Below are 18,660 nucleotides of genomic sequence, written 5' to 3'. Positions count from 1 at the left end.
ACGGTCGCAGTGCGACACGCGCCAACGGTCGGTCGCTCATCGATCGGCTGGAGTTCTCATTCCCAGCTGCCGAGGGCCCGCTCCGCGTTGGTCCACACGGCAGCACACAGATCCTCTTCGCTCATCTCACGCACCTCGGCGAGTTTCCGCGCCGTGATCGCCGTGAGGTAGGGACCTCCCGGCTTCCCGCGATGCGGGTGCGGGGTGAGGAACGGTGCGTCGGTCTCCGTCAGCAGCAGCTCCAGTGGAGCCGCCGCCGCGGCCCGCCGCAGCTCATCGGCGTTCTTGAACGTGAGGTTTCCGGCGAACGACATGTAGTAGCCTTCCGCGGCGCACTCGCGGGCCATTGCCTCGTCACCGGAGTAGCAGTGGAAGATCGTGACTTCGGGGGCGCCTTCCTCCTTGAGGATGCGCAGCACATCAGCGTGTGCCTCCCGGTCGTGGATCTGCAGTGCACGTCCTGTGCGCTTGGCGATCTCGATATGGGCACGGAAGGAGCGCTGCTGCTTAGCGACGCCCTCCTCTGCTGTGCGGAAGTAATCAAGACCGGTCTCCCCCACCACACGCATGCGACCATGCGAGCTCACGAGCGATTCGATCTCGGTCAGCGCGTCGTCGAGCAGGCCGCGTTCGGCCAGCCGCGGTGCCTCGTTCGGGTGCAGGGCGGCTCCGCCGATCATCCACGTCCGCCCCTCGGCAGGAGGGGCGGGCACGGTGCGCGGGTCGGCCACCTCGGCGGGGGAATCCACTTGCGTGACCGCCTCGGCGGGGGTGCCTGAATATTGGGACGACACGAGCGCGGTCGTCCACCGGGCTGCCGGCAGGTCGCAGCCGATCTGGACGATGCGCCGGACTCCTGCCTCGGCGGCGGTGTCATGGAAGAAATCCAGCGTCGGGAACTCTTCGTCCGTCTCCGGGGTCACCTCGGGTTCCGGTTCGCCGGCGCCCAACGGCAGCCGCACACCCGTGCAGATGTCGAGGTGGGTGTGGGTGTCGACGATGGGGTGAGGCAGCGGTTCGGGCACCTGTGGATAGGTTCCGGCGGCGCGCGAGGCCATTATTCGGTCTCCTCCACGAACTTCGGGAACACGGGTTCGGGTTTCGGCAGGGGCGTGCCCGGCTCGAGCGGGAACCCGACGGCCGCGAACGACCGGGGATCCGCCTCGGCGGCGGCGATGCCATCGGCAGCGGCCTCGGCGACGTTCGGCGCCAGGGCAGCCGAAGCGTAGGCGGCACCGGCGGCGACGCCGATGCCCGCACCCGCCGACACGGTGCCCATCACCTCGGCGCCGGATCCGGAATCGACGGCGGTCGGCAGGACCTTCGCACCGGCCTCACCGACGCCGGCGGGCACACCGAGGAGGTCGAGGATCTTGCCCGCAGAATCGGGCATGACCGGCTGGATGAGGATGGAGATGATACGCACGACCTCGATCGTCACCCACAGCACGGTGGCCATGCGATCGGGGTCGGTCTTCTTCAGCTTCCACGGCTCCTGAGCGGAGAAGTAGCGGTTGGCCTCGGACAGCACCTTCCAGCAGGCCTCGACGTAGAGGTGGAGAGCCTGGGTGTCGACGTGGCGTCGGGCGGTCTCCGGTACGGCCCGGGCGAGGGCGAGGAGCCGCTCGTCCGCCTCACTGAGTTCGCCTGGCTGCGGGACCTGGGCGTCGCAGTTCTTCTGGATCATCGACAGCGAACGCTGGGCGAGGTTGCCGTATTCGTTGGCGAGGTCGGAGTTCTTGCGGGTGATGATCGAGTCCTTCGTGTACGAACCGTCGTGGCCGTAGGAGAACTCGCGGAAGAGGAAGAAGCGCAGGGTGTCCAGGCCGAAGGCGTCGACGAGGTCGAGGGGATCGACGACGTTGCCGACGGACTTCGACATCTTCTCACCGGAGTTGAAGAGGAAGCCGTGGGCGTGGACGCGCCCCGGCAGCTCGATACCGGCACTCATGAGGAACGCGGGCCAGTAGACCGAGTGGAAGCGGATGATGTCCTTGCCGATGATGTGGACGTCCGCGGGCCACCACTTGCTGAGGCGCTCCTGGTCATCGGGGTAGCCGGCGGCAGTGAGGTAGTTCGTCAGGGCGTCGATCCACACGTACATCACGTGCTTGTCGTTGCCCGGCACCGGCACACCCCAGTCGAAGGTGGTGCGGGAGACGGAGAGGTCCTTGAGCCCGGAGGAGACGAACGAGGCGATCTCGTTGCGGCGGGAGTCCGGACCGATGAACTCCGGGTGGTTCTTGTACAGCTCGAGCAGCTTGTCCTGGTACTTCGAGAGGCGGAAGAAGTAGGACTCCTCTTCGGTCCAGGTCACCTCGGTGCGGGTTTCCTTGGACAGCCGGACGCCGTCGACGACCTCGGTTTCGTCATCGGTGTAGAAGGCCTCGTCGCGCACGGAGTACCAGCCGGAGTACGTGTCGAGGTAGATGTCTCCGGCCTCTTCGAGCTTGCGCCAGATGGCCTGCGAGGCGGTGTAGTGGTCGTCGTCGGTGGTGCGGATGAACCGGTCGAAGGTCGAGCCGAGGGCGAGCTGGGTGTCGCGGAAGTTCTTCGCGTTGTCGTCAGCGAGTTCTTTGGGAGTGATGCCGAGCTTGTTCGCCGCCTGCAGCATCTTCAGTCCGTGCTCGTCCGTGCCGGTGCAGAAGAAGACATCGTGATTGTCCAGTCGCTTGAACCGGGCGATCGTGTCGGCCGCAATGTACTCATAGGCATGCCCGATGTGAATGGCCCCGTTGGGGTAGGCAATCGCTGTCGTCAAGTAGTAACCCATAGGGAACTCAGTCTAAGGGACGTGGCGCGACGGGCACGCATGGGTCCGTTTGCGGTGAGCGCGTGGGTCCGTTTGCGGTGAGCGCGTGGGTGTGTGACGGTGTGGGAACACGGCGCAGGCGGATGGCAGGTGCGGGAAGGTGTGCGGAAGGTGCGGAATGGATGCGCCGTAGGGCGCGTGGATACACCGTAGTGCGCATGGGCGCTTTTCAGGCGCTGCCCGTATCCGCGGCGGAATTACCGACTGCGGCCTTGAACTGGGCTCGACCTCCAGGTGGCGATAATCCACCTCCGCCGTCGGTGAGGTACAGGTTTCTTAGAACTGCCCACTGAACAACCTGTGCAATTCAAAGACAAGAGTGCCTTTCGCAGCTCTTGCCTTCCACACTGTTCGTGCCAGGAGCGGATCCACTCGTTTTCCCATAGACCACAGTGCAAAGCCTTTTTGGAGTTGCAGGCATCAGCACTACTTCAGAGTCGGTTTGCCCCGATAGTCCAATAGCTGCGGTGCCTGTGCGAACAGCTTCGTCTCAAACCGCTTCAAGTTCATGATGTCGCCGAACTCCAGATGCACGATTCGGAAGCCCATGTTCAACAACTCGTTCTGCTGGCGACCTTCATGCTTGATTCGCTCGCCCCCGAAGTCGGCGTATTTCTGACCTCCGTCGAATGCGAGCACAGTGTTGGTTTGCCGGTGCAGGAAATCGAGTCTCGCAAGAAGGTCACCGTCGCGTCCGACGTTCCACTGTTGGATGAAATCGTGCAGGCCCGTCTGGTGAAGCGCGAATGATGTCCGGCTCTCTGCGTAGTTCTCCGACAGCGGACTGATGATCGTCAGTATTCGCAGGGCGCGCTCCCTCCCCTGGCGAAGACGCATCGCTGCTGGGACAAAATCACGAGCCACGATCTCTCTGCCGATCGTTTGCATGCGACGTGGATTGTTCTTGCCGATCTGTGAATCGCCGGATTCTTTCTCAACCTGCGTACGCAAACCGCCTTCCAACGCAGCCATGCCGTCGGCTGGTCCACTCTCTGTAATCATGTCCAGCCCGGTGCGGACCGATGTGAAGGCCCTGACCCCGTGGATCGTGCACACGTCCTCAGAGCTGAACTGTCGCCGCCGCCTGATGATCTCAGGGCTGCGTGACGCCGCGGACGGATTCGACACAGTTATCCGATCCAACTCGGCTTCGTACAACGGGAGCTCGTGAAGAAACGCGGCCGACGCCCCGCTGACCGCGTCTGCTGCCCGGAAGTGGCGATAGTGCACGATTTTCAGACGCGCCATATGCTCATCGAACCGGTAGTCGGCTGCACGGCCGGCCGCTGTCGTCGTACGAAAATACTCGACCCAGTCTTCATCATTGATCAACTTCGCCACCGACCGGTGTTTGCTCTCAGAACAGGCACGGACGATCGAATAGGTTCCACGTGACAGCTTCAGCAGGCAACAGTTCACAGCACTGGAGATGGCTGCATGGGTCATCCCGACTGCTCTGAGAGTTCTGTAATCGACGACGTTGTATCTGTCCAAATATTCAAGAGTCATCTGCTGATCGTGCGGCTTCACCGCGGTCTAGTCACTGGGTCGAATCACTGCCTGTGGATAGATTCGCACCGTCCACAGGAAACTACGTCGAAGTCGTCGACCCTTCCTACCCCATACAGGCGAGGGTCTACCCGATACCGGTAACGACTCACAGCGACAATCACTCAGCGTTTGCGCGAGGCTGACGCCGTTTCCGATACAGGTGTTTCCAAAGTGCCCAGGTTTCTCCATGTGCAATTCAGAGCAGGGTGTAACGAACTACTCAACAGGGTGGGGCGTGCGAGTGCGTCCGTCTACGGTAGACATGCAGAACACAACTCAGGCATCCAGTGAGCCGCAGAAGGCATCCCGGGGGATCATCCACGACAGACGCTCAGCAGGACGTCGGCCTCAACAGTCCCGCCTCGCACCTCACTCGCGGTGGAGCCAGGCCTCGTAGACGTCGCGCTTGGACAGGCCGAACTTCTTCGCCACCTGCCCGGCCGCATCTTTCGCGCGCACTCCGGAATCGACCAGCGCACTGACCTCGCCGAGGTGGTCCTCCGGAGCCGTTTCGACCTCGGTGGCACCGGCGAGCACAAGGGTCAGTTCCCCGCGCAGCCCCCCGGCGGCCTGGTCACGCAGGGACCCGACGGTCCCGCGCAGAGTCTCCTCGTAGGTCTTCGTCAGCTCACGGCTGATGGCCATGGGCCGGTCGATGCCGATGATCTCGGCGAAGTCGTCCATCGCATCGGCAATGCGGTGCGGGCTTTCGAAGAACACCATCGTCCGCTTCTCGGCCTTGAGTTCGGTCAGCAGGGTCTTGCGCTGCCCGGATTTGCGCGGCAGGAACCCTTCGAAGCTGAACCGATCACTCGGCAGTCCCGAGACCGCCAGCGCCATGAGCACCGCGGACGGACCCGGCGTCGACGTGATCGCAAATCCCGCCTCGGCGCAGGCCCTGACCACACGGTAGCCGGGGTCGGAGACGGCGGGCATTCCCGCGTCGGAGAGCAGAACAACGGTCTCACCGGCGGCGATGAGCTCGACGAGCTCGGGAGCACGGTGGCCCTCGTTGTGGTCGAAGACGCTGATGACCCGCTTCGTATGCCTGAGATCGAGCCGCTGCGCCAGCGACAGGAACCGACGCGTGTCCTCGGCGGCGATGACATCGGCCGTTTCGATGGCCTCCCGCATCCGCGGGCTCGCATCGCCGAGGTTGCCGATCGGAGTCCCGACCAGGATGAGTCGACCGCCGGTGAGGTTCGGACCGGAACTCAGCCCGGCGGGGTCGTTCTGATCGATGTCATCGGGCGGGGCCGCCTCGGCGAGGTCGTCGTCGACACCGATTGCGCGGTCAGTATCGGCGTCCTGGTCCGACGGCGCGAAGGAGTCTGAACTCAAGTGGTCGAGACTCAACTGGTTGAGCCTGCGCCGACCATTGCCACGCCGAAGATGAGGACGAAGACTCCGACGTAGAGAACCCAGAAGAGGACCCACAGCGCGGTGCCGATGTAGCCGACCCACAGAGCCGCGATCGCCATGCCGTCGCCGCGTTCTCCGCGTTCGCGGATCTGTTTGCGCGCGATGTGGCCCATGATGATGCCGGCGATCCCGGCGATGAAGAATGACGAGATGAAGCCGAAGATCGAGACGCACATGCCGATGATGGCCAGCACGTTCGTCGGCGGAAGCGGCTGGTAGACGTAGCCGGGTCCGCCGGCGTAATGAGCGTTGGCCGCGTAGGCGTTGTTCTGACTGTAGGACTGGGCACCGTATGAGCCGCCGGCGCTGGACTGGGGCTGCTGGTAGTACATGTCCGGGTTGTTCCAGTTGTTCTGGCTGCTCATGGCGAGGTCTCCTTGTGGTTGCCTTCAACGGTACAGAGTCGTCGGTGGCGGCAAAAGGTGGGGCGGTTACAGGTCAGTCACAGTTGACCGGCGGTCAGCTGACGGTTCCGCCTCCGGCGGCGATCGCTGCGCCGATCACGAGCGCGATTACACCGAAGTAGACCAGCCAGAATCCGACCCAGAAGAGCACGCTCAGGTAGCTCAGCCACAGCCCGGCCACGGCCATCCCGTTTCCGCGTTCCCCGCGGGCTTTGATCTGCGAGCGGGCGATGTGGCCGAAGATGATGCCGACGATGCCGAGGAAGAAGAACGAGGAGATGAACGAAATGAGGCCGAGCACCAGCGCGACGATCGATGATGAGTTCGTCGGCGCCGCCTGCTGGTAGACGACGACCGGTGCCCGGTTGCCGTAGGTCACCGGAGCCTGGACCAGGGCCGGAGGGTGGCTCGGTGCAGGCGTGCGAGTCGGTGCGGGAGTGTCAACCGGTGCGGGCGAGTGGACCGCCACGGGTGCGTGGGCCGCTGCGGGTGCGTGGGCCGAACCGTTCGACCCGGTGTAGGTGTTCCCGAGGGGCAGTACGCGAGTGTTCATGTCCGTTCCGTTCCGCTGGCTGTCGTTGATCGTCAGTGCTGTTTCGGGCCGTGATCGACGGATGTCCCGATGTCTGAGATCAACGCTACCCACCTGCGGCGAGCACGGTGGCCGAATCGTGTTGCAGTCCTGCACCACGGGTTGCAGAATTCCCTCGCCGAGGCGGCCCGACCGTCCCGTGCCCGCGTGACCTCGGCCGTCCGCCGAGGTCACACGGGGCGGCGCCGAGGTCACCAGGGGCGGCTCAGTAGCTGCTCATCATGCCCAGGAAGCCGATGCCCAGGATGCCGATCATGACGATCGCCATGATGAGCCCCAGGGCGATGGTCACGTAGCCGATGATGAGCCCGGCGATCGCCTGTCCACGGCCGTCTTCGCCGGTGTTCTTGATCTGGTTGAGGCCGATGTGGCCGAAGATCACGGCGAGCACCGGTGCGATCCACAGGAGCATCGCGATGATGCTGAAGATGACGCCGATGAACGGAATCATCGACAGCAGACCGCAGACGAATCCGCCGCCGATTCCGGCGATGCCCATCCACATCGACCACACGGCCATCTTATTGGGTGCGGGCCGGACGAAGACCGGCTGCGCGCCGTAGGTCATCGGCTGGCTGTATGCACCCTGTTGGCTGTAGGCGTCGTAGGCGTTCGGCTGGCTGTACGCACCCGGCTGGCTGTATCCGCCTGACTGCCCGTACGCGTTCTGCTGACCGTAGGCGCCGGGCTGTCCATAGGAGTTCTGCTGCCCGTAAGGCTGTCCCTGCGAGTAGTGCCCCTGCGAATACTGGCCCGCGTCGGCCCCGTACTGCCCTGCGCCGGACCCATACTGTCCCTGACCCGATCCGGACTCTCCTGCGCCGGATCCGTACTGGCCCGACTGCCCCTGCCCGTACTGCGGCTGGGGCCCGTAGTTGTTGTTGAACTGCTGCGAGCCGACCTGGGGAGGATCGCTCGGGCGGTAGTTGGGGTTGTTCGACACGTTGTGCACCATTCGCTCTGACTCCGGCTGTCTCCCACTACTCTAGTGATACGCGGTCCTGAATGCCCAAGAATCCTGCTCAAGGTGCCGAACCTCATGCCGAGCCGACCCACCCGGCGCGCCCTCGCTCCCCACCCCGCCCCAACAACCGCTGCCTCTCCCTGCGGGTCGCATGAGAGCCCCGCCCGCGGAGATCTCTAAACTGGACTCCGATGACATACACCGCAGACTCCCCGGCCCCCACCAGGCGCATCGCCCGCGAGCGCCTGGCGAGGAAACGCGAAAAGGTGCGTGCCGGCGCCGCTGCGATGCGCCGCGAAACCTTTCACGCCGGCATGTGGGCCACCCGCGCACCACGGTGGATGTGGCCGGCTCTGCTCGTCATCACCGGAATCGGTGCGGTCCTGCGCTTCTTCCGCCTCGACTTCCCACACCGCCTGATCTTCGACGAGACCTACTACGTCAAGGACGGCTACTCGGTCTTCAACTTCGGCTACGAACGCTCCTGGCCCGAGAACGCCGACGACTCCTTCAACGCCGGCGACCCCAGCGTCATCGAACCCACCCCCGAATACGTCGTCCACCCGCCCCTAGGCAAATGGCTCATCGGGTGGGGCATCGACCTCTTCGGCGCCGACGACTCATTCGGCTGGCGCTTCACCGTGGCGATCATCGGCACCCTGACGATCTTCCTCCTCGGCGTCATCGCGTGGAAGCTCTTCCGCTCGGCATTCTTCGCCTGCGTCGCCGCCGGCCTGCTCGCCATCGACGGCGAGCACTTCGTCCACTCCCGCACGAGCCTGCTCGACATCGTGCTCATGGCCTTCGTCCTCCTCGCCTTCTTCTTCATCCTCCTCGACCGCGAGCAGGTGACTAAGCGCCTGGCCACGTGGACCCAGAGCACCGCGGAGATCGACAGCTTCGCACCGGCCCTCCCGCAGCAGAATTCAGATCCCCTCGCCGAGGCGGCTGCCACTCCCCCACCGACCCCCACCGAGGCGGCCGTCTCCACCCCATCCTCCCCATCCGAGGTTCCCCGAACCTTCCCGACCGAGCTCAGCGAGTCGATCTCCGCCGGCCCCGTCACCGAGGCGGCCCCGCCCACCGCACGAGCCCGACGTCGGCGTCGCCCGAAGTCCGGCGACGTGATCAACTTCGGGCCCCGCCTCGGCGCGCGTCCTTGGATCTTCGCCGCGGGGATCAGTCTCGGCCTGGCTACGGGGGTGAAGTGGTCGGGTCTGTATGCACTGGCGGCGTTCGGGATTCTGCTCGTCCTGTGGGATGTGCATTCGCGATATCGGGCCGGGGTCGTGCATCCGTGGCTGGGCATGTTCATCCGCGACAGCATTCCCTCGTTCTTCAAACTCGTGCCGATCGCGCTCGTGACCTATGTGGCGTGCTGGACCGGGTGGATCCGGTCGGACGATGCGTGGGATCGTCAGTGGGCTGCGGAGCATTTCGGCTGGTGGCGTGTGTTACCGGAGTGGTTGGACTGGTTGCCGTCGCTGGCGCACTATCACTACACGGCGTACTCGTTCCATGTCGGGCTGGACTCGGAACATCCGTACATGTCGAACCCGTGGGGTTGGATCGTGCAGTGGCGGCCGACGTCGTTCTACTACGAGTCCTACGACAAGGGCGATATGGGGTGCACGGTCGCGAAGTGCTCGTCGGCGATCACCTCGGTGGGCAACCCTGTGATCTGGGGCTTGGCCGCGTTGGCTGTGCTCGTCTGCCTCGTCGTGTGGATCATCCGCCGAGACGTCCGCCCGGCCGTCATCCTCGCCGGCCTCGCCGCGACCTGGCTGCCGTGGTTCGCCTACCAGGAGCGGACGATCTTCACCTTCTACACCATCGTCATGGTGCCGTTCGTCGTACTGGCCGTGACGTACTGCCTGACCCTCGTCTGGGGTCGGGTGCCTGCAAATGGCCGAGCGCCCGGGGGCGGGCAAGCGAGCGTGACCGGGCACGTGGCCGAGCACCGAGGCGATCTGCCGGCGGCGGGCCGCGCGGCGTCAGCGTCGGCTGCGGCGTCGGCGGCCGACCGAACGTCGTCGAGGCCCGCAGCGTCAGCGTCGGCAACCGACCGAACGCCCTCGAGGCCCGCAGCGAAGCAGCGATTCGCACGGATCTCCACGGCACTGTTTGCCAGGCGGCTGAGCGTCGGCCTGTTCCTCGTCGCAGCGATCCTCGCATTCGCCTACTTCTGGCCCATCTACACCGGCGAAGTCATCCCGTTCTCGGCCTGGAACAACCGCATGTGGAACATCACCTGGCGCTGAGTCGCTGACGTCGGCGCGCACCTGCGCCCCCGCACTGGCGCAGCCACACCACGCCGCTGACAGCTGCGCGCCGAGCGTCAGCGGCTTTTGTCCCGAGCGTCATCGACTTTTGTTCCACTCGTCATCGACTTTTGATCAGATACTCATGTTCGAACGGGATTATCCGTCCAAAAGTCGATGAGACGTTTTCGCGCACCTGCACAAAAGTCGATGAGGCTCTTACCGGCTCTGCCCACTCAGCACCCACCGCCCGCGGCCCACCGGTGCATCCGTCACGGGTTCGCCATCGGAGGGTCGCCTCGGCGACATGGCGTGTTCACCTTGAGGTAACACCCCGTCGTTAGCGTCAAGTCATTGTGAATGACCATTCGACGACCTACGGGCCCAACGCAGCCGAGTTTCAGTCAGAAATGAAGCCGGATGCGCGCACCACCGTGGCCGCGGACCAGGTGGCAGAAAACACCTCCCCAGCGGCAGGCAGTGCCCCGGCAACCACCGCACCCACTCCCCACCGCACCGTCGCGATCATTCCCGCGCGCGGAGGGTCAAAGGGCATCCCGCTGAAGAACCTGCAGAAGGTCGCCGGAATCTCGCTGCTCGCCCGCGCCATCAACGCCGCCCAGGCCAGCCCCAGCATCGATCGCGTGATCGTCTCGACCGACCACGACGGCATCGCAGCCGAAGCCCTGCGCGCCGGCGCCGAGGTGGCCCACCGCCCCGCCGAGATCGCCGGCGACACCGCCACCAGCGAATCCGCACTCATCCACACCCTGTCGACCCTCGACGAGGACTTCGACATCACCGTATTCATGCAGTGCACCTCGCCCTTCATCGACTACGCCTCGATCGAGAACGCAGTGCGCACGGTCCGTGATGACCACGCCGATGTCGTCTTCTCCGCCGTCGAAGACCACTCCTTCCTGTGGCGCCTCGACGACGACACTCGGGCCGTGGCCGTCGGACACGAAGCCAGCTTCCGTCCGCGCCGCCAGGACCGTGCCAAGCACTTCAATGAAACCGGCGCGTTCTACGTCATGCGCACCCCCGGCCTCATCGAGCACGAGCACCGCTTCTTCGGCCGCATCGGCATCGAGGAGGTCCCGCCCGAACACGCCCGCGAGATCGACGACATGTCCGACCTCTCCCTCGTCCGCGCCATCGCCTCGACTCAGGAGACCGCCCAGGTCATCGACGTCGACGCTCTCGTCACCGACTTCGACGGCGTCCACACCGACGACGGCGCCTATGTCGACGAGGACGGAAACGAACAGGTTCGCGTCCACCGCGGCGACGGTATGGGCATCTCCCGCCTCGTGAGGTCCGGGGTGCCCGTGATGATCCTGTCGAAAGAACGCAACCCGGTCGTCACCCGCCGGGCGGAGAAGCTGCGCGTCGACGTCGCTCAGGGCATCGACAACAAGGCCAGCATCCTCGACGCATGGATCACCGCCAACGACCTCGACCCGGCTCGCGTCGCCTACGTCGGCAACGACATCAACGACCTCGAGGCCTTCGACGTCGTCGGCTGGCCCGTCGCCGTCGCCGACGCCCACCCGCGAGTCCTCGCCGCCGCCCGCGTCATCCTCGACCGACCGGGCGGACGGGGTGCGGTGCGTGAGGTCTGCGACCTCATTCCCATCCCCGCCGAGGCGGCCGACCCCCTTCCGAATCCGACCCTGACCTCACTGCGGCAGCAGCCGCAGTTCACCCACCGCGCGGAGAATTCGCGTGCCATACGAAAGCAGGTTTCATGACTGATCAACTCGCCCCCGTGGCCATCGGAGAGCACCTCGTCGGCCCGAACCAGCCCGTGTACATGATCGGTGAGATCGGCATCAACCACAACGGCGACGTCGACATCGCCAAGCAGCTCATGGATGTCGCCGTCACCGCCGGTGCGCAGGCAGTGAAGTTCCAGAAGCGCAACCCCGAGGTGGCCGTCCCCGAACACCAGAAGTCGAAGATGCGCTCGACCCCGTGGGGCGAGATGACCTACATCGACTACAAGCACCGCGTCGAGTTCGGCATCGATGAGTACACCGAGATCGACCGCTACGCCAAGGAAGTCGGACTCCAGTGGTTCGCTTCCCCGTGGGACACCGACTCCGTCGACTTCCTCGAGAACGAATTCGATGCGCTGACCTACAAGGTGGCCTCGGCCTCGCTGACGGACTTCGAGCTGCTGCGCGCGATCGCCGCCACAGGAAAGCCCGTCCTGTGCTCCTCGGGCATGTCCGACTGGGAGACGTTGGACAAGGCCGTCGAGGTCTTCGACCGGGACAAGCTCGTGCTCATGCACGCCACCTCCACGTACCCGCTGCCTCCCGAAGAGGTCAACCTCACGGCGATCCCGGCCATGCGCGAGCGCTACGGAGTTCCCGTCGGCTACTCCGGGCACGAGCTCGGCCTCGAGATCTCGTTCGCTGCCGCCGCACTGGGTGCCGTGACCATCGAACGTCACATCACCCTGGATTCCTCCATGTGGGGATCCGACCAGTCCGCGTCGATGGAACCGCGCGAGTTCGCCTCCCTCGTCAAGGGCGTCCGCGTCCTCGAAACCGCGTTCGGCGACGGAGTCAAGCGCGTCATGCCGGGCGAGGAATCGAAGATCGATTCGCTGCGCAAGGTCACGGCCTGAGCAATCGGCGAAGCCACCTCGGCGAGGTTCTTCCCCCGCCGAGGTGGCTCTTCCCTGTCCGCCCCACCGACGGTCGGCTGATCCGACCTTGACCGCACCTTCCGGAGAAGCACCGTGACCGATTTCGACTTGAGCATCATCATCCCCGCGAAAGATGGTGCCCCCTACCTGAGCACACTGTTCCGCTCACTGCGGCAGCAGGGGCCCGTGTGGGACCGCACTCAGCTGATCTTCGTCAACGACGGATCGAGCGATGAGACACCAGAGCTGCTGGAGATTTTCAGCACGTGGTTCCCCCATTTCGAAGTGCTCACCAACCCCGAGGCAACGGGACTCGCCAATGCCCGGAACAAGGGTCTGGCATCGGCTCGGGGCGAACACATCATCTTCCTCGATGGGGACGATTGGCTGGCTCCGGGCCATCTGTCCTCGATGCTTGCCGCAGCACATAGGCTCGGAGTCGATTTCATCCGCTGCGACCATACGACGGTCGAGGGGACCAAACGGGTGCGCAAACTCGCGCCGATGTCGGTCCGTGATGTGCCGTTGGACCCCAAGGTGGGGATCCTGCCCGTCTACGAATCGACGATGGTCGACTATCCGTTCGCGTGGGCAGGCATCTTCCACCGGAGGGTGCTCGAACAGGGCATCCTCCATTTCCCGGAGAACTTCATGACCGCCGAAGACCGGTCCTGGATCTGGCGGCTGCACCTGCAGGCCGAGTCCTTCGCCGTCGTCGATGCTCCGGGGATCCTCTATCGCCGCGGGCTGGCAGGGTCTCTGTCGCGGATCGTCGACATCCGACAGCTGGATTTCATCCGCGCTTTCGGACAGATCTTCGACCTCGTTGCCGCCGAACCGGACGCCGACCGACTGTGGCCGAAGGCGATCCGCAACTGGCTGGCCATCCTCGACCATCAGATCAGTCGTTTCGCAGCGTCCCCGGCGTCGCTGCGGCACCAGCTGAGGCGGGGTGCGCGAACGATTTCGGCGAAGATTCCGCCCGAGTATCTGCGTGAGGAATTCGTTCTGCAGAAACAGGGACGGCAGCTCAACGTCAGCAGCTACCTCAATGACGCACCTTCGCTGGTGCTGGAGATGGTGAAGTGAAACAGATCTTCCTGGTCTCGACCCTGTTCGAGCTCGTCTGTCTGGCAGCCGGCATCGACGGCGGTGACTACGACCGGCCGGCCGCTCCGGCGCTGATGGGAACCGAGGGTCTCACGCCCGAGGACGCTCCCGCTCCGAGCGAGCGAATCCTCCTGGTCAGCAACAATGCCGTCGTCATGGAGCTCTCGGAATCCTTCGTCGACTCGCCGGGGGCCGCCTCGTTGGTCGCCCGTTTCGATCGGGTCGTCGATCTCAACGAAGCGCTCGCGCCTCTGCACGTCCATCCGTCGTCGTGGCGACCCGATCATGCGGATCTGCCCGTTGTGGAATCGTATCTGCGTGGCCGCTGGGGGCTGGGCGACACCGACGAGATCGAGCTCGTGATCGAATCGCCCCAGGTCAACCCGGCCATTGCACTCGCCCGAGTGTTCTCGCGGGCGACGATCAGGGTGCATGCCGACGGCCTGATGAGCTTCGGCCCGACCCGCAATCAGATTCCGCTGACGAATGGTCAGCGCATGTCCGTGCTGCATTATCTGCCGCTGGTGCCGGGAATCTCGCCGAAGCTGCTCCGCGAATTCGGCATCGTCCACCGCCCACTGGGTGTCGAGTCGTTCACCGGTGTGGTGCGCGAGCTCGGCGAGCATTCGGCCGAAGCGCTGGAGGACGAGTTGGGCGACGTGCTCGGTTCCACGCCGTCGAAGAACCGTCCGTGGGCACTGGTTGTCGGCCAGTATCTGTCAGCGCTCGGACTCATCACCGCTGAGGAAGAGACGCAGCTGCACATCGACATGATCGAGGCCGCCGCTGCGCGCGGAATGGACGTCGTGGTGTTCAAACCGCACCCGGCCGCTCCGCCGTCGCAGACGGGACCGCTGTTCGAGGCGGCACAACGACTCGGCATCACACTGCAGCTGTTCGACCTGCCCGTCATGGCCGAGGTCATCATCGATCGGCTGTCTCCCGACCTCATTGTCGGCGGGTTCTCGACCGCACTGATGACTGCTCGCCAGATCTATCAGGTGCCCGCCCTGGCCGTGGGGACGGATCTGCTGCTCGAAGCCATCGCTCCCTACCAGAACAGCAACCGCATCCCACTGACGATCATCTCCGAGATCTGCGACGGCAGCGCCCCGGGCAGAGCCGACGCACATCCGCAGCTGGCGCGTCTGCTTGCGGCAGTCACCTACTGCATGGCACCGACGCTGTCGCACGATCTGCGCGACGCGGCGACGGACTTCCTCACAGAAATCTTCGACGAGCCCACCGGGGGCGGCGATTCCGCCGACCGGTTCGGCCGCTATTTCAAACGCCGCCGCCTCACCGCGCTCGCTCTGCCGGGCAGCACGACGAAGGCGTTCGCTCCGAAGCGGATGATCAGACGGTCGGGAACGCTCGTGATCAAAGCGGTGGCGAGAAAACAACAACGCATCATGAAACGGATCCAACAGCGGTGACACCGAAGAAGAAGCGCCGGAGCGCCGTCGCTTTCGTCGAATCTCCTCTGCAGTTCCTCTCTGCACTCGAATCCCATGAGCCGGCAGAGGATCTGCTCATTCGGGTTCGGGCGAACGCGAAGGGCATGACGTCCTTCCTCGACGCCTTCGACCCGGCCTGGCTGCCGAAGAACGTCCGCCTCGAGCGTGACGGGGCGAAGCCGGGACTGCTGCGCAAGACGGCCTTCGATCGGATCTACCTCGGCGATGCCTGCTCCGGTCAGGTGCACAGAGCCTTGGCGCTGGCGTATCTCGAGCGCCGCATGCCCGAGGTCGTCATCCTCGACGACGGTCTGGCCACGTATTCGGCGATCGAGATCCTCACGGCCAAACGCGGTCCCCTCGTGCGTCCTCGGCAGAAGCTCAAGGCCTCACGCACGGTCATGGCCGCGCACGTCGCCGACCGGCTCAGAGGCCTGGCGACAGTGGGCAAACTGCGCTGGCACACCGCCCTGCCGGTGGCCAAATCGCTGCGCAAGGCGTTCCTCAGATCCGGCGGCGAGATCACCCGCCACCGGTTCGAACACCTCCAGACCCTGCCCACCGGCGGCAGCCACCCTCGGGACAACCCGGTCATCGGTTCGTCCCTGGCCGCCGACGGACTCATCGACGCCTTCGCCTACCGGGCCTGGGTCGATGACATCATCGACGCTCACGGATCGATCACCTATTATCCGCACCGGCGTGAGACCGAGGAGTTCCTCACCGACCTCGGCCGTGATGAGCGGGTGCGGATCAAGAACCTCGGACTGCCGATCGAGCTGCGGCTGATCAATCTGCCGCCGGACTCGACGATCCGCAGCCTGCCGTCGACCGCGGCGGTGTCCCTGGCCGTGCTCAATCCGGACGTGACGATCGATGTCACCGAGATCTCCGCGAAGTGGTGGACCGGCGCCTCACCCGATAGTCTGCGAAAGTCCCTCAACGCCCAGTCGGTCAAGGCAGATGACGATTCCTGAACCAGGCGATCCCCACTACAGTGGGCCGATCTTTCCGCCGTCACTCTCCGACGTCGCGCCGCGACCTTCGCATCTGACCGAGCGCACCCGCGCGGACGGTCAGTCGTCGCAGTCGACCTACCCGGACGGACCGGTGCTGCCGCCTCGGCGATCGGCCGGGCTCGCCCCGATCCGCATTCTCTCGATCTCCGACAGCGAGTCCTACCTCAAGTGGGCGACCCAGCTGCTGTCGTCCCTGCCGGATGTCGAGGGACGCGTGTTCCTCGTCGACAACCCGATCCTGCCGACCGACGAGCAGATCGTCAGCGCCGTCGCCGGCACCGACTGGGAGCACCGCGAGGTGCCCGTCATCGCCCGATCCGACCTTGCCCGCGTCATCGCCGACCACTCCCCCGATATCGTCCTCGGCGCTGCCACCGGCCCGATCGTCGCCCAGGTCTTCCTCACCGCGCATACCCGCACCGACCGGCCGGCGTTGGTCTCGGGGCTGCCCGGAATGGGCCTGCCGGCCAGCGGCAAGGGGATGAATTATCGCCGGCTGATGGATGCGTTCATCGCCCATTCCTCCGCCGAAGTGGCCGCCTACACCGAGGCGAGCGCGCGGTCGCAGGTGCCCTGCGAGGTGCTGTTGGCGCGCCTGCCGATGCTGCGCTCGGAGGGCATTCCGCAGCTGACCGCATCCCCCATCGCCGAGGCGGCCCTGCCGTCGGTCGGCTCCCCGCCCTCCCCGCCATCCCCGGTCGGTGGCCCGCAGACCGGCGCTCCTGCGCTCCCGCGCACCCTCGTCTTCGCTCCGCAGGCGAAGGTCCCGGCCGAGCGTGCCGACCGCGAGGCGATCATCGCCGCCGTGGCCGAATTCGCCGACCGGCACCCGGAGTCGACGGCAGTGATCAAGATGCGCTCGCGTCCCGGTGAGTTCGAGACCCACCACGAGCAGCATTCCTACTTCGAGATCCTCGACGACTTTCGCACCCGCGAAGTCCCCGGCGCGGCACGCATCGAGTTGGGTTATGGTCCCCTCAGCGACTTCCTCACCGACGGCTCGGCCCTGGTCACCGTGTCCTCGACGGCCGCACTCGAATCCATCGATCGCGGCATTCCGACCCTGCTCATCTCGGACTTCGGCTTCGATGCCGGACTGCTCAATGAGGTCTTCGAAGGCTCCGGCGCCACCGGCACATTGGCCGCTGTCGCTGCCGGGTCAATCGGATTCCCAGACCCGGAATGGCTGACCGAGAACTACTTCCACGTGCAAGACGGTCAGCTGCGCCGCGATCTCGGGCTGCTGGCGACCCGCGCGCGGGCCGGTCAGCTGCCGAATCGGCGGGCCGCACTGCTCAAGCAGAAGCGGATGCTCCTCCGCGCCGAGCTGCGCACCGTCACCCCGGCCCCCGTCGTCAGCGCCTATCGCAAACTGCGTCGCACCCGCTGACCGCCCGGCAGGGGCAGAAACCTCCACCGCCGACGCTCGGCTCCCCGAGAATCGGTCACTATCGGATAGTCGCGTCCGAGAATAGGTCACTACCGGATACTTCTGACCCCCAAAAACTATCCGATACTGACCTGAATTTCAGAGGTGCCGCGGGAGGAATCGGCTCAGCCGCGGTCGTCGGGGACTCGGCTCGATTCCGCCATGGGCACGACCACCTCGGTGTCGGGGTTTTCGTCCTTGAACACCCACGTGCGGTAGGCGTAGAACCGGAAGACCATCGCCAATCCGATGCCGATGACGTTCGTCGAGACGTTGTAGCTGAGCTGGTCGCGCATATCGAGCAGATACCAGGTCACGCCGAGTGGGATGACGGTGATGATCATGCCGGCGAGGTTGACCGCGACGAACAGGACGACGCCGCGCATGTTCGAGCTCGTGGTCCGGTCCCCGTAGGTCCAGAGCTTGTTGCCGAGCCACACGACGACCATCGCGAGGATCGTCGAGACGATCTTCGACTTGATCGGGCTGCCCTCGAGCAGAGCCGGGATCGGCCCGAGTCCGTAGGCCAACAGGTTCGACAGGCCGACGTCGACGATATAGCCGAGCCCGCCGACGGTGAGGAACTTGAAGGCTTCCACCGCCAGGCGCCGGAGACGGACCGAGAATGACTCTTTCATAACTGCGCTCAGTCTATGGCCCGATCTTTCGGACTCGCTGGATGCGGAGCTGGGCGAGCCAGAGGACGAACGCCACGGTGACGGCGAGCGCCGGCCAGAACGTGTACCGGAAATGATCGGCCGGAACGATCGGGGAATACCCGACGACGCAGCACAGCGGCGAGGTGGCCAGGACCGCCTCGCCCCGCGGGCGAGGCCCGTACGCCTCGTGGCCACCTCGGCGAGTATGTGCTTGGTCACGATCGCCCGGTTATACGTCGATTTATGACATCCGCCTGTGAGGATCCTCTGATTGCTTGTCATCCTGAATCGTCGGCCCTACTGGACCGTAGACCGGCCCAT

At 65.0% G+C, this 18,660-nt stretch carries 15 protein-coding genes; 7 read left to right on the top strand and 8 right to left on the bottom strand.

The features are described 5' to 3' along the window. Positions 1-56 precede the first annotated feature (56 nt). From ACTIIH_RS06415 to ACTIIH_RS06385, 7 genes are all read right to left on the bottom strand, one after another. Positions 57-1,058, bottom strand: a complete 1,002-nt coding sequence (locus tag ACTIIH_RS06415; protein WP_441451164.1) for a TatD family hydrolase — start codon at positions 1,056-1,058, stop codon at positions 57-59. After that, the gene (metG, locus tag ACTIIH_RS06410) at positions 1,058-2,773 is read right to left on the bottom strand and encodes a methionine--tRNA ligase (RefSeq protein ID WP_441451163.1); all 1,716 of its coding nucleotides are present in this window, start codon (positions 2,771-2,773) and stop codon (positions 1,058-1,060) included. Before metG ends, ACTIIH_RS06415 begins: the two co-directional genes overlap by 1 nt. Before the next feature lie 465 nt (positions 2,774-3,238). Next, positions 3,239-4,321, bottom strand: coding sequence for a hypothetical protein (locus ACTIIH_RS06405; protein ID WP_441451162.1), 1,083 nt, complete (start codon positions 4,319-4,321; stop codon positions 3,239-3,241). 411 nt (positions 4,322-4,732) lie between these two features. Further along, positions 4,733-5,704 carry a 16S rRNA (cytidine(1402)-2'-O)-methyltransferase gene (gene rsmI / locus ACTIIH_RS06400; RefSeq protein ID WP_441091814.1) on the bottom strand — a complete coding sequence of 324 codons (972 nt, stop codon included), beginning with the start codon at positions 5,702-5,704 and terminating at the stop codon, positions 4,733-4,735. An 11-nt stretch (positions 5,705-5,715) separates the two neighbouring features. Next, a complete protein-coding gene (locus tag ACTIIH_RS06395) occupies positions 5,716-6,150 on the bottom strand; it encodes a DUF4190 domain-containing protein (protein ID WP_441091815.1) in 435 nt (144 codons plus the stop codon). A 94-nt stretch (positions 6,151-6,244) separates the two neighbouring features. Then, a complete protein-coding gene (locus tag ACTIIH_RS06390) occupies positions 6,245-6,742 on the bottom strand; it encodes a DUF4190 domain-containing protein (RefSeq protein ID WP_441451161.1) in 498 nt (165 codons plus the stop codon). A 244-nt stretch (positions 6,743-6,986) separates the two neighbouring features. Further along, the gene (locus tag ACTIIH_RS06385; protein ID WP_441451160.1) at positions 6,987-7,724 is read right to left on the bottom strand and encodes a DUF4190 domain-containing protein; all 738 of its coding nucleotides are present in this window, start codon (positions 7,722-7,724) and stop codon (positions 6,987-6,989) included. 212 nt (positions 7,725-7,936) lie between these two features. Between ACTIIH_RS06385 and ACTIIH_RS06380 the strand changes: the two genes are divergently transcribed. From ACTIIH_RS06380 to ACTIIH_RS06350, 7 genes are all read left to right on the top strand, one after another. Continuing rightward, on the top strand, positions 7,937-10,006 hold the full coding sequence (locus tag ACTIIH_RS06380; protein ID WP_441451159.1) for a dolichyl-phosphate-mannose--protein mannosyltransferase: 2,070 nt from the start codon (positions 7,937-7,939) through the stop codon (positions 10,004-10,006). Positions 10,007-10,362: 356 nt separating this feature from the next. Continuing rightward, positions 10,363-11,760 (top strand): cytidylyltransferase domain-containing protein, encoded by a 1,398-nt coding sequence (locus tag ACTIIH_RS06375; RefSeq protein ID WP_441451158.1) that lies wholly within the window; start codon positions 10,363-10,365, stop codon positions 11,758-11,760. Next, positions 11,757-12,644: an N-acetylneuraminate synthase family protein gene (locus tag ACTIIH_RS06370; protein WP_441091820.1), complete on the top strand. Its 888-nt coding sequence runs from the start codon at positions 11,757-11,759 to the stop codon at positions 12,642-12,644. The genes ACTIIH_RS06375 and ACTIIH_RS06370 overlap by 4 nt, the downstream gene beginning before the upstream one ends. A gap of 114 nt (positions 12,645-12,758) precedes the next feature. Then, entirely contained in the window at positions 12,759-13,754 is a 996-nt protein-coding gene (locus ACTIIH_RS06365) for a glycosyltransferase family 2 protein (protein ID WP_441451157.1), read from the top strand. Further along, positions 13,751-15,211: a polysialyltransferase family glycosyltransferase gene (locus ACTIIH_RS06360; RefSeq protein ID WP_441451156.1), complete on the top strand. Its 1,461-nt coding sequence runs from the start codon at positions 13,751-13,753 to the stop codon at positions 15,209-15,211. The genes ACTIIH_RS06365 and ACTIIH_RS06360 overlap by 4 nt, the downstream gene beginning before the upstream one ends. Beyond that, entirely contained in the window at positions 15,208-16,209 is a 1,002-nt protein-coding gene (locus tag ACTIIH_RS06355; RefSeq protein ID WP_441451155.1) for a hypothetical protein, read from the top strand. The genes ACTIIH_RS06360 and ACTIIH_RS06355 overlap by 4 nt, the downstream gene beginning before the upstream one ends. Continuing rightward, the gene (locus ACTIIH_RS06350; RefSeq protein WP_441451154.1) at positions 16,196-17,641 is read left to right on the top strand and encodes a DUF6716 putative glycosyltransferase; all 1,446 of its coding nucleotides are present in this window, start codon (positions 16,196-16,198) and stop codon (positions 17,639-17,641) included. The genes ACTIIH_RS06355 and ACTIIH_RS06350 overlap by 14 nt, the downstream gene beginning before the upstream one ends. 164 nt (positions 17,642-17,805) lie before the next feature. On the opposite strand, the gene ACTIIH_RS06345 is transcribed toward ACTIIH_RS06350, so the two are convergent. Then, a complete protein-coding gene (locus ACTIIH_RS06345) occupies positions 17,806-18,318 on the bottom strand; it encodes a GtrA family protein (protein WP_441091825.1) in 513 nt (170 codons plus the stop codon). Positions 18,319-18,660: the final 342 nt, after the last annotated feature.

The organism is Brevibacterium sp., assembly GCF_052105255.1.
Classification (GTDB): domain Bacteria; phylum Actinomycetota; class Actinomycetes; order Actinomycetales; family Brevibacteriaceae; genus Brevibacterium; species Brevibacterium linens_B.
This window is presented reverse-complemented; position numbering and strand designations above follow the sequence as displayed.

Coding starts and splice junctions, on each gene's coding strand:
- ACTIIH_RS06415 (WP_441451164.1), bottom strand. CDS start 1,058: ATGGCCTCGCGCGCCGCCGGAACCTATCCACAGGTGCCCGAACCGCTG.
- metG (WP_441451163.1), bottom strand. CDS start 2,773: ATGGGTTACTACTTGACGACAGCGATTGCCTACCCCAACGGGGCCATT.
- ACTIIH_RS06405 (WP_441451162.1), bottom strand. CDS start 4,321: ATGACTCTTGAATATTTGGACAGATACAACGTCGTCGATTACAGAACT.
- ACTIIH_RS06395 (WP_441091815.1), bottom strand. CDS start 6,150: ATGAGCAGCCAGAACAACTGGAACAACCCGGACATGTACTACCAGCAG.
- ACTIIH_RS06390 (WP_441451161.1), bottom strand. CDS start 6,742: ATGAACACTCGCGTACTGCCCCTCGGGAACACCTACACCGGGTCGAAC.
- ACTIIH_RS06380 (WP_441451159.1), top strand. CDS start 7,937: ATGACATACACCGCAGACTCCCCGGCCCCCACCAGGCGCATCGCCCGC.
- ACTIIH_RS06370 (WP_441091820.1), top strand. CDS start 11,757: ATGACTGATCAACTCGCCCCCGTGGCCATCGGAGAGCACCTCGTCGGC.
- ACTIIH_RS06350 (WP_441451154.1), top strand. CDS start 16,196: ATGACGATTCCTGAACCAGGCGATCCCCACTACAGTGGGCCGATCTTT.
- ACTIIH_RS06345 (WP_441091825.1), bottom strand. CDS start 18,318: ATGAAAGAGTCATTCTCGGTCCGTCTCCGGCGCCTGGCGGTGGAAGCC.